The 11,980-nt window shown below is 72.1% G+C and carries 12 protein-coding genes and 1 pseudogene; 8 read left to right on the forward strand and 5 right to left on the reverse strand.

Annotation, left to right across the window (positions count from 1 at the left end):
- Positions 1-254, reverse strand: a pseudogene (locus GT042_RS19010) (cell division protein ZapE); the annotation flags it as partial.
- Positions 255-324: 70 nt separating this feature from the next.
- Here GT042_RS19010 and GT042_RS19015 point away from each other — a divergent pair.
- The gene (locus GT042_RS19015) at positions 325-507 is read left to right on the forward strand and encodes a hypothetical protein (protein WP_161309918.1); all 183 of its coding nucleotides are present in this window, start codon (positions 325-327) and stop codon (positions 505-507) included.
- Positions 508-553: 46 nt separating this feature from the next.
- On the opposite strand, the gene GT042_RS19020 is transcribed toward GT042_RS19015, so the two are convergent.
- On the reverse strand, positions 554-1,429 hold the full coding sequence (locus GT042_RS19020; RefSeq protein WP_237530938.1) for an alpha/beta hydrolase: 876 nt from the start codon (positions 1,427-1,429) through the stop codon (positions 554-556).
- A gap of 104 nt (positions 1,430-1,533) precedes the next feature.
- Here GT042_RS19020 and GT042_RS19025 point away from each other — a divergent pair, with 104 nt between their 5' ends.
- Positions 1,534-2,388 carry a helix-turn-helix transcriptional regulator gene (locus GT042_RS19025; RefSeq protein ID WP_161309919.1) on the forward strand — a complete coding sequence of 285 codons (855 nt, stop codon included), beginning with the start codon at positions 1,534-1,536 and terminating at the stop codon, positions 2,386-2,388.
- A gap of 78 nt (positions 2,389-2,466) precedes the next feature.
- Here GT042_RS19025 and GT042_RS19030 read toward each other — a convergent pair whose 3' ends face one another.
- Positions 2,467-3,006: a hypothetical protein gene (locus GT042_RS19030; RefSeq protein ID WP_161309920.1), complete on the reverse strand. Its 540-nt coding sequence runs from the start codon at positions 3,004-3,006 to the stop codon at positions 2,467-2,469.
- A 272-nt stretch (positions 3,007-3,278) separates the two neighbouring features.
- On the opposite strand from GT042_RS19030, the gene GT042_RS19035 reads away from it, so the two are divergent.
- The 4 genes from GT042_RS19035 (at position 3,279) to msrB (ending at position 6,736) form a co-directional block, all read left to right on the forward strand.
- Positions 3,279-4,094, forward strand: a complete 816-nt coding sequence (locus GT042_RS19035) for a pyrimidine reductase family protein (RefSeq protein WP_161309921.1) — start codon at positions 3,279-3,281, stop codon at positions 4,092-4,094.
- 181 nt (positions 4,095-4,275) lie between these two features.
- Positions 4,276-4,746: an indole-3-glycerol phosphate synthase gene (locus GT042_RS19040; protein WP_161309922.1), complete on the forward strand. Its 471-nt coding sequence runs from the start codon at positions 4,276-4,278 to the stop codon at positions 4,744-4,746.
- A 106-nt stretch (positions 4,747-4,852) separates the two neighbouring features.
- Positions 4,853-6,256 (forward strand): UDP-N-acetylmuramate--L-alanine ligase, encoded by a 1,404-nt coding sequence (murC, locus tag GT042_RS19045; protein WP_161309923.1) that lies wholly within the window; start codon positions 4,853-4,855, stop codon positions 6,254-6,256.
- Positions 6,257-6,328: 72 nt separating this feature from the next.
- Entirely contained in the window at positions 6,329-6,736 is a 408-nt protein-coding gene (gene msrB, locus GT042_RS19050) for a peptide-methionine (R)-S-oxide reductase MsrB (protein ID WP_161309924.1), read from the forward strand.
- Between the two features lie 100 nt (positions 6,737-6,836).
- Here msrB and GT042_RS19055 read toward each other — a convergent pair whose 3' ends face one another.
- The gene (locus GT042_RS19055; RefSeq protein ID WP_161309925.1) at positions 6,837-9,368 is read right to left on the reverse strand and encodes a GTPase-associated protein 1-related protein; all 2,532 of its coding nucleotides are present in this window, start codon (positions 9,366-9,368) and stop codon (positions 6,837-6,839) included.
- 348 nt (positions 9,369-9,716) lie between these two features.
- Positions 9,717-10,109 (reverse strand): VOC family protein, encoded by a 393-nt coding sequence (locus GT042_RS19060; protein WP_161309926.1) that lies wholly within the window; start codon positions 10,107-10,109, stop codon positions 9,717-9,719.
- A 55-nt stretch (positions 10,110-10,164) separates the two neighbouring features.
- Here GT042_RS19060 and GT042_RS19065 point away from each other — a divergent pair, with 55 nt between their 5' ends.
- Complete coding sequence (locus tag GT042_RS19065; protein WP_161309927.1) at positions 10,165-10,788, forward strand: nucleoside/nucleotide kinase family protein; 624 nt, start codon at positions 10,165-10,167, stop codon at positions 10,786-10,788.
- Between the two features lie 160 nt (positions 10,789-10,948).
- Positions 10,949-11,905, forward strand: coding sequence for a hypothetical protein (locus tag GT042_RS19070; RefSeq protein ID WP_161309928.1), 957 nt, complete (start codon positions 10,949-10,951; stop codon positions 11,903-11,905).
- Positions 11,906-11,980 lie beyond the last annotated feature (75 nt).

The following is an 11,980-nucleotide window of genomic DNA, read 5'->3' on the forward strand; positions in this document are numbered from 1 at the left end:
CCGCCGCTCCCCGACGCGTGCGCCCCGCCGCCGAGACCCGCCGCGAAGGCGCTCAGGACCGTGACGGCCTCGGCCTGGCTGGGCTGCTTCGGGTCGGGCACGTAGGTGTCGAAACGTACGGAGTCGAAGCGCGGCGGCGGCACCATCTCCGCGACCAGCCGGTCGGCGGGGACGCGCGGTTCACGGGCGCACAGGGACAGCGGGACCACGTCGGACGCGGGACGGCGTCCGGACGGGGGAGGGGAGGTCGACACAGAGGCCAAGTCTAGTGCGGAGGCCGGAGAGAGGTGGTCGCGGCCGTCGGTCCTGACCGCCGTCCCCGACATGACCCAGAACCTCGACTTCGCGCCGGCCGCCGTACCGCTGAGCACGGTGCGCTTCAGGAACGTCGACTGCGGCAAGTGTCTGCTGCCGTACCACTCCAGTCTCAACAACGGAGCGAACGTCGTCCAGTGGGACCGCGACTCCACCGATCCCGCCCACTCCTGGGTCGGTAGCGGGACCTGAGCCAGGCCCCACTTCGCGGATACGCCCTGGTCGTTCGCGAGTCGTCTCACGGTCTGGAACCGAGCACCGCGCGGATCCGTTCCGCGGTTCCGCGCGGGCGGAAGAGGTAGCCGTTGTGGCCGCCGGGGAACGTCTCCAGGGGCGTTCCCAGTTCGCCCGCGAGCATCGCGGCGCACGTGTGCGGCCAGACGTGGCCCGAGTTCTCACCGGCGGCGGGCACGACGCGGGCGGGTGATCCCTTGAGCGCGGTCATGTCGAGTACGTGAGCCCTGATGGCCGGCAGGTCGTGCGTCAGGTGGACCTCCGCGCTCCGCAGGTGGCCGGGCCCCGGAGCGCGGGCCGGGACGTCCGGCTCGCAGTCGGCGGGGTCGATGTCGATGTCGGCCGCGAACCTGCGCATCGCGGGGGCCGCGCCCCGCGCCCTGAAGATCTCCTCGACGGTGAGGAGCTGCCCGAGGGCGCGGGCGCGCGCGGGTTCCGGCAGCAGTCGTGTGACGGGCGGTTCGTGCGCGACGACCGCCGCGACCTGCCCGGGATGCCCGACGGTCAACTCCAGCGAGATCAGGGCGCCGAGGCTGGTGCCGTAGACGAGTGCGGGTTCCGGGGTGAGGGCGGCGAGCAGGCGGGATACGTCGTCGGCGTGTGTGGCGAGCGTCGTCGCGGGGGCGTCGGTGGTGCTCCCCCACAGGCCGCGCCGGTCGTAGGTCAGGACGGTGTACCGGTCGGCGAGGTGGCGCGCCAGCGGTTCGTTCGCGTCGACACCGTGGTGGCCCCCGGCGACGAGCAGGAGCAAGGGGCCCTCGCCGCGGACGGCGTAGCGCAGTCGCGCGCCCGGTATTTCCAGTACGGATTCCCTCATGGTGTGACCACCGATCATGATGCGACCACCGATCTTCTCGTCGGGCAGGCGGGGGACGGACATGCGCCGATCGTGCCGCCGCCGCCCGCACCGCGGAAGCGGAGCGCCTGCCCTAGGACCGGCGGTCCCAGGATGGGCGGCGACGGCACGGATATCCTGGGAAGGACATGGAACCGAATCGTCTCGAGCTCGCCGATTTCCTGCGCGTGTCGCGAGAGCGGCTGACGCCGCGTGACGTCGGGCTCGTCGAAGGGCCGCGGCGGCGGACCCCGGGTCTTCGGCGCGAGGAGGTGGCGATCCTCGCGAGCATGTCCGCCGACTACTACATGCGGCTCGAACAGGCCCGCGGCCCCCGGCCTTCGACCGAGGTACTCTCCGCGCTGACGGGCGCGCTGCGGCTGACCGAGGACGAGCGGGACCATCTGTACCTGCTCGCCGGGCACCGCCCGCCGGAGAGCGCGCGGGCCGGGGAGTACCTGCGGCCGGGCCTGCGGTACCTCCTCGACCGCCTGGACGGTGTGCCCGTGCAGGTGGTGAGCGATCTGGGCGATCTGCTTGCGCAGAACGACCTGGCGCTGGCGCTGTTCGGGTGCGTGTGCACGGTCGCCGCGGAGGACCGCAACATCGTGCTGAGGTGGTTCACCGACCCCGGCGCCCGCGGTCACTTCGCCGTCGAGGAACACGAGGAGCAGGCCCGGCAGTTGGTCGCCGACCTGCGGGCCGCGACGACCCGTCGCGGCAACGACGCGGCGTCCCGGTCGCTGGTGTCGCGGCTCCGGGCCGCGAGCCCGGAATTCGCGGTGCTGTGGGACAGGCACGAGGTCGCCGTGCGCAGGTCGCACCCGTACCGGCTCGTCCATCCCGACCTCGGCAGGATCGACCTGGACTGCGAGGTGCTGGCGACGCCCGCGGCGGACCAGCGCCTGCGGATCTTCACGCCTCCGCCGGGTGGCACCACCGTGCTGGACGAGTTGCGCGTGCTCGGCCCGCGGCACCGCCACGACACCACGGGGCGGGCGTGACCGGGCCGTGAGCCCCGGGCCGCCCGCCCCGGTCGGGGACCCCGTTCCCGCGCGTGGTGCGGCTGCCCGCCCCCCGGTTTACGAGGCCTGGTGGACCCGCTCGGCGATGCCCTTGGTGATGGTCACCTCGACGTTCAGGTTGCCGTTCTTCGCAGCGGCGTCCAGGTCGTCCGGGGTGCACTTCTCCGCTTCCGGGGTCTCGGGATCTCCGCAGATGTCGCCGCCGACGATCTCGGTGTCCACGGCGACCCAGAAGGCACGTTCCCCGACCAGCAACTTGCCCGGCGCCAGGTAGGTCAGTACGCCACTGAACGTGCCGTCGGCACCAGGGGCATCGGGATTGTCGACAGGACCGTTGTCGGTACCACTGCCGGCGGCGGCATTGGCGTCGTCGCTCGCGTCGTCGCCCGCGTCGGCGGTCGGGGTGGGGTCGGCAGCCTCACCCGTGCCCGGGTCGGCGCCGTCACCCGTGCTGGGACTGGAGCTGGAGCTGCTCGCGGAACCGTCGGCGACGGAATCGGAGTTGCACGCCGTGAGGAAGAGGCCGGTGGCGGTCACCAAGGCCAGAGCGGCGAGCGTGCGGGTGCGGATACGCGTACGGGTACGACCGAGTCGCATGTGGGTGCCCTTTCGGCGTTGTTCTTTGTGGATCTCGGAGGAGGCCACTCCGCCATCGCCGGGGAGGGGGCCGAGACGCGCACGCTACGCCGTCACCCCGCCCGCACCTGCCCTTTTGTACGTACGGACGCGGTACTTGGCCTTCCTTGCCACGACAGCCGCGCGCCGACGCGGCGGTGCCCGCGCAACGTGCCCGGTTCGACGCAAGGGGTAACGGCAGCCGTCCGGTGTGGTGCCGGGGAGGGTACGGGGGCCGTGCCAGACTGCTCGGCATGCGACGCCTGTTCCCTGTGACCGATCAGACACGTACGGACGCCGAGTCGGAGTGGACGCTCGACGCGCTGGCCGACCTCTACGCCTACCCGGTCGCCCATCCGGTCGCGGACGCCGGTGGGGACGTGGACGGGGACGTGGGCGCGGACGCCCGTGTGTGGCTGCGGGCCAACATGGTGTCCACCCTCGACGGCGCCGCCCAGCACGACGGCCTCTCGCAGGCGCTCTCCTCCGACGCGGACATGCGGATCTTCGGCACGCTGCGGGCGCTCGCGGACGCCGTGGTGGTCGGTGCGGAAACGGTTCGGCAGGAGGGGTACCGGCCGGCCCGCGCCCGGGAGGCCTTCGCCGCACGGCGCGCCGCCGCCGGCCAGAGCCCCGCCCCCGTCATCGCCGTGGTCACCGCGAGCCTGGACCTGGACTTCTCGCTGCCCCTCTTCACCGAGCCGCTCGTACCGACGCTGGTGCTCACCGGCGCCGCCGCGCCCGCCGACCGGATCCTGGCCGCGCGGAAGGCCGGTGCCGAGGTGCTGATCGCGGGCGACGGGGCGGGCGTGGACCCTGTCAGGGCCGTACGGACGCTGGCCGGACGCGGTCTCCGGCGGCTGCTCGCGGAGGGCGGACCACGGCTGCTCGGGCAGTTCGTCACGGCCGGTGTGCTGGACGAACTCTGCCTGACCCTGTCTCCGACGCTCACTTCCGGGTACGCGCAGCGCATCACGGGTGGACCCGCCCTCGCCGTACCGGAACGGTTCGCCCTGGCCTCGCTCCTGGAGGAGGACGGATTCCTGTTCAGCCGTTACCGCCGCGCCTGACGGCCGGACCGCTCGCCACCGGGCCCGACCGTCGCCGGAATTTGTCGTTCCGGTTAGCTTCCGCTGGGCAGACTTACTCTCGCAGTACCCGTGTCCGCACGGGGAAGGATGGTTTCCGCAGTGGGCCGATACGGGCCCAGGAATGGGCCGGACGGGCCCATGAAGACGAAGGGCGTCTGACGTGTTCACAAGCGTATTGATGATCGAGAAGCCCCTGACGCCCGAGGACGTGGAATTTGTCACCACACTCCACGGTGACGAGGCCACCGCGTTCGTCGTGCTCATGCAGCCCCGCGGTGACCAGGCGGACGTGCTGCTGCGCGCCATCGACGACGTCGCCGTGGGGGAGCTGCGGGAAGCCACCCAGGAGGGCGAGGAACCGGAGGGCGAGGAGGCGCGGCTGCCGGCCGAGAAGGCACTGGCCCACTCGCTGGCGGCGCTGCGCGCGCACGGCTCCGAGGCCAAGGGCGAGGTCATCGCGGAACACCCGCTCGACAGACTCAAGGCCGTCGTCGACGAGTCGGGGGCGGACGAAGTGATCGTCATGACCGAGCCGCACTACGTGGAGGAGTTCTTCCACCGCGACTGGGCGTCCAGGGCGCGCCACAAGGTCGGCGTACCGGTGCTCAAACTCTTCGCGCACAGCGAATAGGCTGGGCGGCACACAGCGTGCTGAGACAGCGCGCTGTCGGAGCGCGCCGGCACGGCGCGCGAGGCAACGTGTGACACGCCCCGCCAGCACCTTGGGAGATCTACAGATGGCACCGGCACCCGGCATCCCCACCGCCCTGGAACGGCCGCACTTCATCGGCATCGGCGGCGCCGGAATGTCGGGAATCGCCAAGATCCTCGCCGCGCGCGGGGCCAAGGTCGCGGGCAGTGACGCGAAGGAGTCGGAGACCGCCCAGGCGCTGCGGGCGCTGGGGGCCACCGTGCACATCGGGCACGCGGCGGCGCATCTCGCCGACGACGCCTCGTGCGTGGTCGTCTCCAGCGCCATCCGCGCCGACAACCCCGAGCTGGTGCGCGCGGGCGAGCTGGGCGTGCCCGTCATGCACCGCTCGGACGCGCTCGCCTCGCTGATGGGCGGGCTGCGGCCGATCGCCGTCGCGGGTACCCACGGCAAGACCACCACGACCTCCATGCTGGCCGTCGCCCTCACCGAGCTGGGCCTCGACCCGTCGTACGCGATCGGCGGCGACCTCGAAGGCCCCGGTACGAACGCCCGGCACGGCGAGGGCGAGATCTTCGTTGCCGAGGCGGACGAAAGCGACCGCAGCTTCCAGAAGTACGACCCCGAGGTCGCGATCGTCCTCAACGTCGAGCTGGACCACCACGCGAACTACGCGTCGATGGACGAGATCTACGAGTCCTTCGAGACCTTCGCCGGCAAGATCGTGCCGGGCGGCACGCTGGTGATCTCGGCCGACCAGGCGGGCGCCGTGGAGCTGGCCTCGCGGGTACGGGACCTCTCCACGCTCAAGGTCGTCACCTACGGTGAGGCCGCGACCGCGGACGTACGGGTCCACAAGATCACCGCGCGCGGGCTGACCAGCGAGGTGACCGTCGTGCTCGACGGCCGCTTCCTGACCTTCGCGGTGTCGGTCCCTGGCCGCCACTACGCCCTCAACGCGGTCGCCGCGCTGGCCGCGGGGGTCGCGCTGGGCATCCCCGCCCACAACCTGGCCTCGGCGATCGGCACGTACACCGGCGTCAAGCGCCGCCTCCAGCTCAAGGGCGAGGCCGCCGGAGTCCAGGTCGTCGACTCGTACGCGCACCACCCCACCGAGATGACCGCCGACCTGGAGGCGATGCGCGACGCGGCCCCCACGGGCTCCCGCCTGCTGGTCGTCTTCCAGCCGCACCTCTTCTCCCGTACGCAGGAGCTCGGCACGGAGATGGGCCAGGCCCTCGCGCTGGCCGACTCCTCGGTCGTCCTGGACATCTACCCGGCCCGCGAGGACCCGGTCCCCGGCATCACCAGCGCACTGGTGATCGACGCCGCGACGGCCGCGGGAGCCCAGGTCACAGCCGTGCACGACAAGGACGCGGTGCCCGATCTCGTCGCGGGAATGGCGGGACCCGGTGATCTCGTTCTCACCATGGGCGCGGGTGACGTCACGGACCTCGGTCCGCTGATCCTGGCCCGCCTGTCCGCGTAGGTCCGCCCACAGCGGAGACCTGTCCGATCGAGGCTGCGGCCGAGACGGTCCGACCGAGGGAGAGTGTGCGCAATGGCGTACGACATCGAGAAGCCGGACGAGCAGTGGCGCGCGGAGCTGTCCCCCGCGGAGTACAAGGTGCTCCGCAAGGCCGGCACCGAGCCCGCTTTTGTCGGCGAGTACACGGACACGAAGACGACCGGCGTCTACTCGTGTCGCGCCTGTAGCGCCGAGCTGTTCCGCTCCGACACGAAGTTCGAGTCGCACTGCGGCTGGCCGTCCTTCTACGACCCGAAGGACAGCGACGCGGTCGAGCTGATCGAGGACCGCTCCATGGGCATGACGCGGGTCGAGGTGCGCTGCGCGCGCTGCGGCTCGCACCTGGGGCACGTCTTCGAGGGCGAGGGCTACGGGACGCCGACGGACCAGCGCTACTGCATCAACAGCATCTCGCTGCGGCTGACGCCCGACGAGAGCTGAGGCTGAGAAGCCGGGCGGGCCGAATTCCGGGCCGCCCGGCTTTCCAGTTGCTGATGTTGGTGGTGGTGGCGTTGGCGTTGGTTCTGGTGCGGTTGCCGGGTCAGCCCGTACGTCGCCTGAGGGCCAGGCCCAGCCTGCCGAGGGCTCCCGGCCGGTTCCAGGCCCGGAACTCCTCGGTGTGATGCTGTCCCGCCCGGCCGAAACTCTCCTCCACGGCCGCGAGATCCCCGGCGGGCAGGGACCGTACGACGGGTCGCAGCACCTTGTCGAGCAGGGCGGTACGGGTCCGGTCCCAGGCCGGGTTCGCCCCTGGGAACGAACTCCACGCGATGAAGCAGTCGGCCGTGTACGCCGGTACGGTACGCAGCCGCTCGCGCGTCGTGTCCTCGCGGGCGGCCCGGTCGTACGCGGCGAGGACATCCGCGTCGCCGCCGTGGATCAGGTCGTACAACTCGCCGTTCGGCCGCTCCTCGGAGAGGAGTTGGCGGGCGAGGGCGCTCAACGTCTGTTCCAGGACGCCTTGTTCGACCGGCTCGGCGTCGGCGCGCAGCAGACGCGCCCGCACGATCCAGCCGGTGTGGGCCCGTCCGGCCCGGAGGGCCCCGGCGAACTCCAGGAGCAACAGGGCCGAGCGCACCCGTGGTTCCAGCTTCTCGGGGAAACTGCGCAGCAGGTCGTGTGCGAGGTCGGGGGCGTCTGGATCGTCCCCGGGGCCGCCGAGCGCGGCGGCGACGAGGGTGGTCCACGTGCCCGCCGAGCGGTGGGCGTCGGAACCGGTCTCGCCGAGCATCCGCCGCGCCTCGCCCGCCGTGGGCGTACCGTCCGCCCACACCAGCCGTACGGCCGTGCGCAGGACGAGCGGTTCGGCGAACGGCGAGACACCGGCGGCCCGAAGGACACCCGCGAGGTCGGCGACACGGTCCTGTTCGCCGCCGCTCTCGGTCAGCCCGGTCACGGACCACGGGGCGGGCGCCTCGGCGCACATCCGCAGATGCGGCAGTGACTGAACTCCCTGGAGGGAGAGGGTGGTTCGGTTCAGCAGCCGGGTGGCGGCGGACGGATCGGCGGCGGCGAGCCGGTCCAGGGCGCTCAACAGCGCGACGCGCAGCTCGAAGTGGTCCTCCAGCGCGGTCTGTACGGCGGGGGTGTACGCGCTCTCCGGTTCGGCGAGCAGCGCGGCGGCGAGCCGGTCGGCGAGGTCGGGCAGCAGCTCCGTACAGTCCACCCCGAGGATGCCCGCGATGCGGAGCAGGATGACGGGGCGTGAGGTGTCCGGGCCGGTCCCGGAGAGGTCGGCGGAGATGCCGGCGCGCAGTTCGAAGGCCAGCTCGACGCCTAGCCGCTGTTTGAACTCCGGGGAGAGGGAACGGAGTTGTAGCTCGGGGAGGGCCGGGAGTTCGCGGGGTGCGGAGTCGGGGGCGGGGGTGGGGTCGGAGTGGTGGTTGGCTTCTGTGTCGGCGGTGGCGGTGGCGCGGACTGCCTCGGTCAGGACCAGCGCGGCGAGGGGCGCGGTCACGGTGTCCGGCGAGCGGCCCGCGAGGGCGGCGAAGAGGTCGGCGAGGGCCTGGGTCTCGGCTGTTGTACGGCCTGTCCCGTTCGGCGCACACAGTGCGCCGACGAGCATCCGTATCTGCTCGTCGTCCAGGGCGCGCGCGTGATTCCGCGCCCAATCGGCAGCTTCGGCACGGGCGTTGGACCCCGGGTCGATGTTGGCGCGCAGGGCGACGGCGGCCAGGGCGCCCGGGTGGAACCGGCCTCCGGGCAGGGCGGCGGCCTCCTTGAACAGCTCGGGCATTCCGGCCAGCCACAGGCGCGCGGCGGTCTCGGCCCAGCTGTCGCGCGAGCCGTTCGCGTCCTCATGGGCCCCCTCGGTGCAGTCGAGTACACGGAAGCGGTGGGGCAGTTCGGCGAGACCCCGCGCGTCGGCGGGCAGGACACCGAGGATTCGCTGCCGGGCGTCATGGGGGCGGCGGGTGTACGTGGTAAAGGTCAGCCGGGAGGCGCTGGCGGCGGGCAGGACGTGGCCGGCCAGCGCGATCCACTGTGCGACGTCGGCGCTGCGGCGCTCTACCAACACGATCTGTTGCGTTGAGTCGCTCTCCTGGTCCTCCTTGTCCTCGGCGACGGCGCGCAGCCCGGCGAAGAACCCTGCCAGCCAGGGCGTGCGGGAGGCGGCGAAGCCGATGAGTCCTTCACGGTAGAAGAGACCCGAGGCGGGCAGGGAGTCCAGCGGATCCGGCACACCACTCTCCGGTGTGGTGGCGGCCCAGTGCGGCGAGTTCCAGGCGGTGATGGGCAGTGCGCCGTCGGGCAGCCCCTCGCCGGGCGGCAGGAGCACGGCATGGGTGTGGAAGGCGCTTCTGCGCCCACCGGGTTCGGCTCCGACGCAGACGGCACGGGCCAGCAGCCGGCCGCCGTCGGAGAGCGCGCTGTGGCTGAACGCCTGCGGGAAGTCGGCGAGTTCGGCGTCCGTGGGGCGGGCGGGGGCGTCCTGCGGAGGCTCGTACCCGAGCAGTCGCCCGGCCTCTTCGAGAAGCCCCCGGCCGATCCCGTCGGTGACGGCCGCGAACCGGACGCCCGAACCACCGGATTCCGCCGGAACGGAGGTGTAGTGCAGCTGTGCCAGGCTCATGCGCCGGCTCTCCTGTGTCTGCTGTGCGTGCGCGTGCTGTGTGCTCGCCAATGTCTACTTCAATTCGCGGCGGGAGGAGAGCGCTACGGGGAGAAGACCCCGGCTGAGGGTTGGGCGGGGGTTGGTGTCCGGGGTCCTGTGTTCGGCGGGGGTCTTAACCGCAGATATCTGGGCTGGTGTGGGTGCGGGGCTGAGCGAGGCACACGTGGCGGGTGGTCTGTCGGCGCGACCGCCGTTGTGGCCGGCTTTCTGTGGTTGCGGTCAGAAACCCCTTGGTCGTGGGGGGCGGGCGGTGTGAGGTGAGGGCTTGTTGCGTGTGGGATGAGCGGCTTCGCGCGTTCTGGCGGTTCACGCGGGCTGGAGCAGGTCCCAGCGGTTGCCGTACAGGTCCTCGAAGACCGCTACCGAGCCGTACGGTTCGTGGCGGGGTTCCTCCAGGAAGTGGACGCCGGACGCCAGCATCTTTGTGTGGTCGCGTGCGAAGTCCTCCGTGTGGAGGAAGAAGCCGACCCGGCCGCCGGTCTGCGCGCCGACGCTCGCGCGCTGTGTGTCGTCGGCCGCGCGGGCCAGGAGGAGGGAGGCCGCGCCCGCTCCCGCGCCGGCCGGGCGGACCACGACCCAGCGGGAGCCGTCGCCCCTGTCGGTGTCCTCGACCAGCTCGAAGCCGAGTTTGTCCGTGTAGAAGGCGAGGGCCTCGTCGTAGTCGGCGACGACCAGGGTGACCAGGGCGATGTGTGACATGCGTGGGTACGTTATACGTATGATGCGGGCTCGGCAAGGGTGGGAGAATGCCCCCATGGACGTGCCCGCCCTTACTGCCCGCGCCCGCCGCCTCGCCGTCCCCGGCCACCGGCGCCTCCTCGGGATCGCCGGGCCGCCCGGCGTCGGCAAGTCCACCCTCGCCGCCCTCCTGGTCGAGCGCCTGGGCGGGCTCGCCGTGCTCGTCCCCATGGACGGCTTCCACCTGGCGGGGGCGGAACTGGAGCGCCTCGGCCGCGCGGACCGCAAGGGCGCCCCCGACACCTTCGATGCCACCGGTTACGCGGCCCTGCTCGCCCGGCTGCGTACCCCGGAACCCGGCGCCGTCGTGTACGCGCCCGCCTTCGACCGGTCCCTGGAGGAGCCGGTCGCGGGGAGCCTCCCCGTACCGCCGGAGACTCCGCTCGTCGTCACCGAGGGCAACTATCTGCTGCACGACGAAGGCCCGTGGGCGGCGGTCCGCCCCCTTCTGGACGAGGTGTGGTTCCTGGACCTGGACCCTGAGGTGCGCGTACGACGGCTGGTGGAGCGGCATGTCCGCTTCGGCAAGGAGCGCGGGTACGCGGAGCGCTGGGTCAGGGACTCCGACGAGGCCAACGCGCGTCTGGTGGCGCGGGGCCGGGGGCGCGCGGATCTGGTCGTCGGTCTGGGGGACGACTAGGGGCCGTCCTCGGAGTTCGGCCGGACAGGGCCTAGGCTCGTAGTTTGGACGATCGCCGGAAGGCCGATGATCTGCGGGACGGCGATCCCGCCCGGCGGCGGGCGGTACGGCGGTCATGGCGGTCATGCCGGGCATGGCCGACACGGGTGGAGGCGATGGTGTGGGGTTCTTCCGACGAGGGCCTAGGCGTGACGGACGGGACACGCCGCGCGACCCGGCGTTCTCCTTCTTCTCGGTCGACGAAGGGGCGCTGTTCCGTGGCCAGGTGCGTGAGGCCTTCGCGGAGCACGGCCTGGAGGTCACGGTCTATGTGGACGTGGTGACGGACAGTTCCGGCCGTCAGTTCGGCCTCGGCAACCTCGCCGCCGTGTGCCACAACGACGACCGGGGCCCGCGTGTCTGGGGCGAACTGGCCCGCCAGCACGCCGGGATGGTCCTCCGTACGATGGACGGCCCCTCCGCCCTCGACACCCTGCCGCCCGACCAGATCCGCGCCCAGCTCTACCCCCGGGTCATCAGCGCCGAGGGCCTGGACCCGCAGACGTTCGCCTACGCGCGTTCCGTCGCCCCCGGGCTGTACGAGGTGCTGGCCCTGGACCTGCCCGAGAGCGTCATGATGCTCACGGACGAGGCGCTGGAGCCGCTGGGGGAGGTCGCGCGGCTGCGGGAGCGGGCGCTGCGCAATCTGCGCGAGCTGCCGGTGGAGAAGCGCGAGACGGTCAAGGACGCGGACGGGATGCGCTTCGAGGTGGTCCTCGGCGACTCGTTCTACACGGCCAGCCGCGTCCTCGCGCTGGACTCGGTCGTCCAGCGGGTCACCGGCCGGCAGATCGGCCTGGACGGCGCGCTGGTCGCGATGCCCTTCCGTCACCAGCTCGCCTTCCACGTCATCCGCGACGCCACGATGATCCCGACGCTCAACGCGATGGCGTCGTTCGCCGCGTCGGGGTTCGAGGACACGCCGGGTGCGATCAGCCCGTACGTCTACTGGTGGCGCGGCGGCACGCTCACGCAGCTCAGCGAGGAGGACGAGGACGGCGAGGGCCTGCGGATCGTCGTGGGCGACGATTTCGAGGCGTTGTTGGAGCGGTTGGTGGCGCAGGACCCGCCGGGCTGATCCCCGCTGACCGGCCGGGGGCCTGCCCCGGGTGGCGCAGGCTGCCTGCCGGCCGCCATGGTCGCGGGGGCCGGC

The organism is Streptomyces sp. SID3212, assembly GCF_009865405.1.
In the GTDB taxonomy this organism is placed as follows: Bacteria; Actinomycetota; Actinomycetes; order Streptomycetales; family Streptomycetaceae; genus Streptomyces.

Bases quoted from the DNA above. Each gene is read 5' to 3' on its own strand.
- GT042_RS19015 (WP_161309918.1), top strand. From the start codon at position 325: ATGACCCAGAACCTCGACTTCGCGCCGGCCGCCGTACCGCTGAGCACG.
- msrB (WP_161309924.1), top strand. From the start codon at position 6,329: ATGGCGTACGACATCGAGAAGCCGGACGAGCAGTGGCGCGCGGAGCTG.
- murC (WP_161309923.1), top strand. From the start codon at position 4,853: ATGGCACCGGCACCCGGCATCCCCACCGCCCTGGAACGGCCGCACTTC.
- GT042_RS19055 (WP_161309925.1), bottom strand. From the start codon at position 9,368: ATGAGCCTGGCACAGCTGCACTACACCTCCGTTCCGGCGGAATCCGGT.
- GT042_RS19065 (WP_161309927.1), top strand. From the start codon at position 10,165: ATGGACGTGCCCGCCCTTACTGCCCGCGCCCGCCGCCTCGCCGTCCCC.
- GT042_RS19025 (WP_161309919.1), top strand. From the start codon at position 1,534: ATGGAACCGAATCGTCTCGAGCTCGCCGATTTCCTGCGCGTGTCGCGA.
- GT042_RS19020 (WP_237530938.1), bottom strand. From the start codon at position 1,429: ATGTCCGTCCCCCGCCTGCCCGACGAGAAGATCGGTGGTCGCATCATG.
- GT042_RS19030 (WP_161309920.1), bottom strand. From the start codon at position 3,006: ATGCGACTCGGTCGTACCCGTACGCGTATCCGCACCCGCACGCTCGCC.
- GT042_RS19035 (WP_161309921.1), top strand. From the start codon at position 3,279: ATGCGACGCCTGTTCCCTGTGACCGATCAGACACGTACGGACGCCGAG.
- GT042_RS19060 (WP_161309926.1), bottom strand. From the start codon at position 10,109: ATGTCACACATCGCCCTGGTCACCCTGGTCGTCGCCGACTACGACGAG.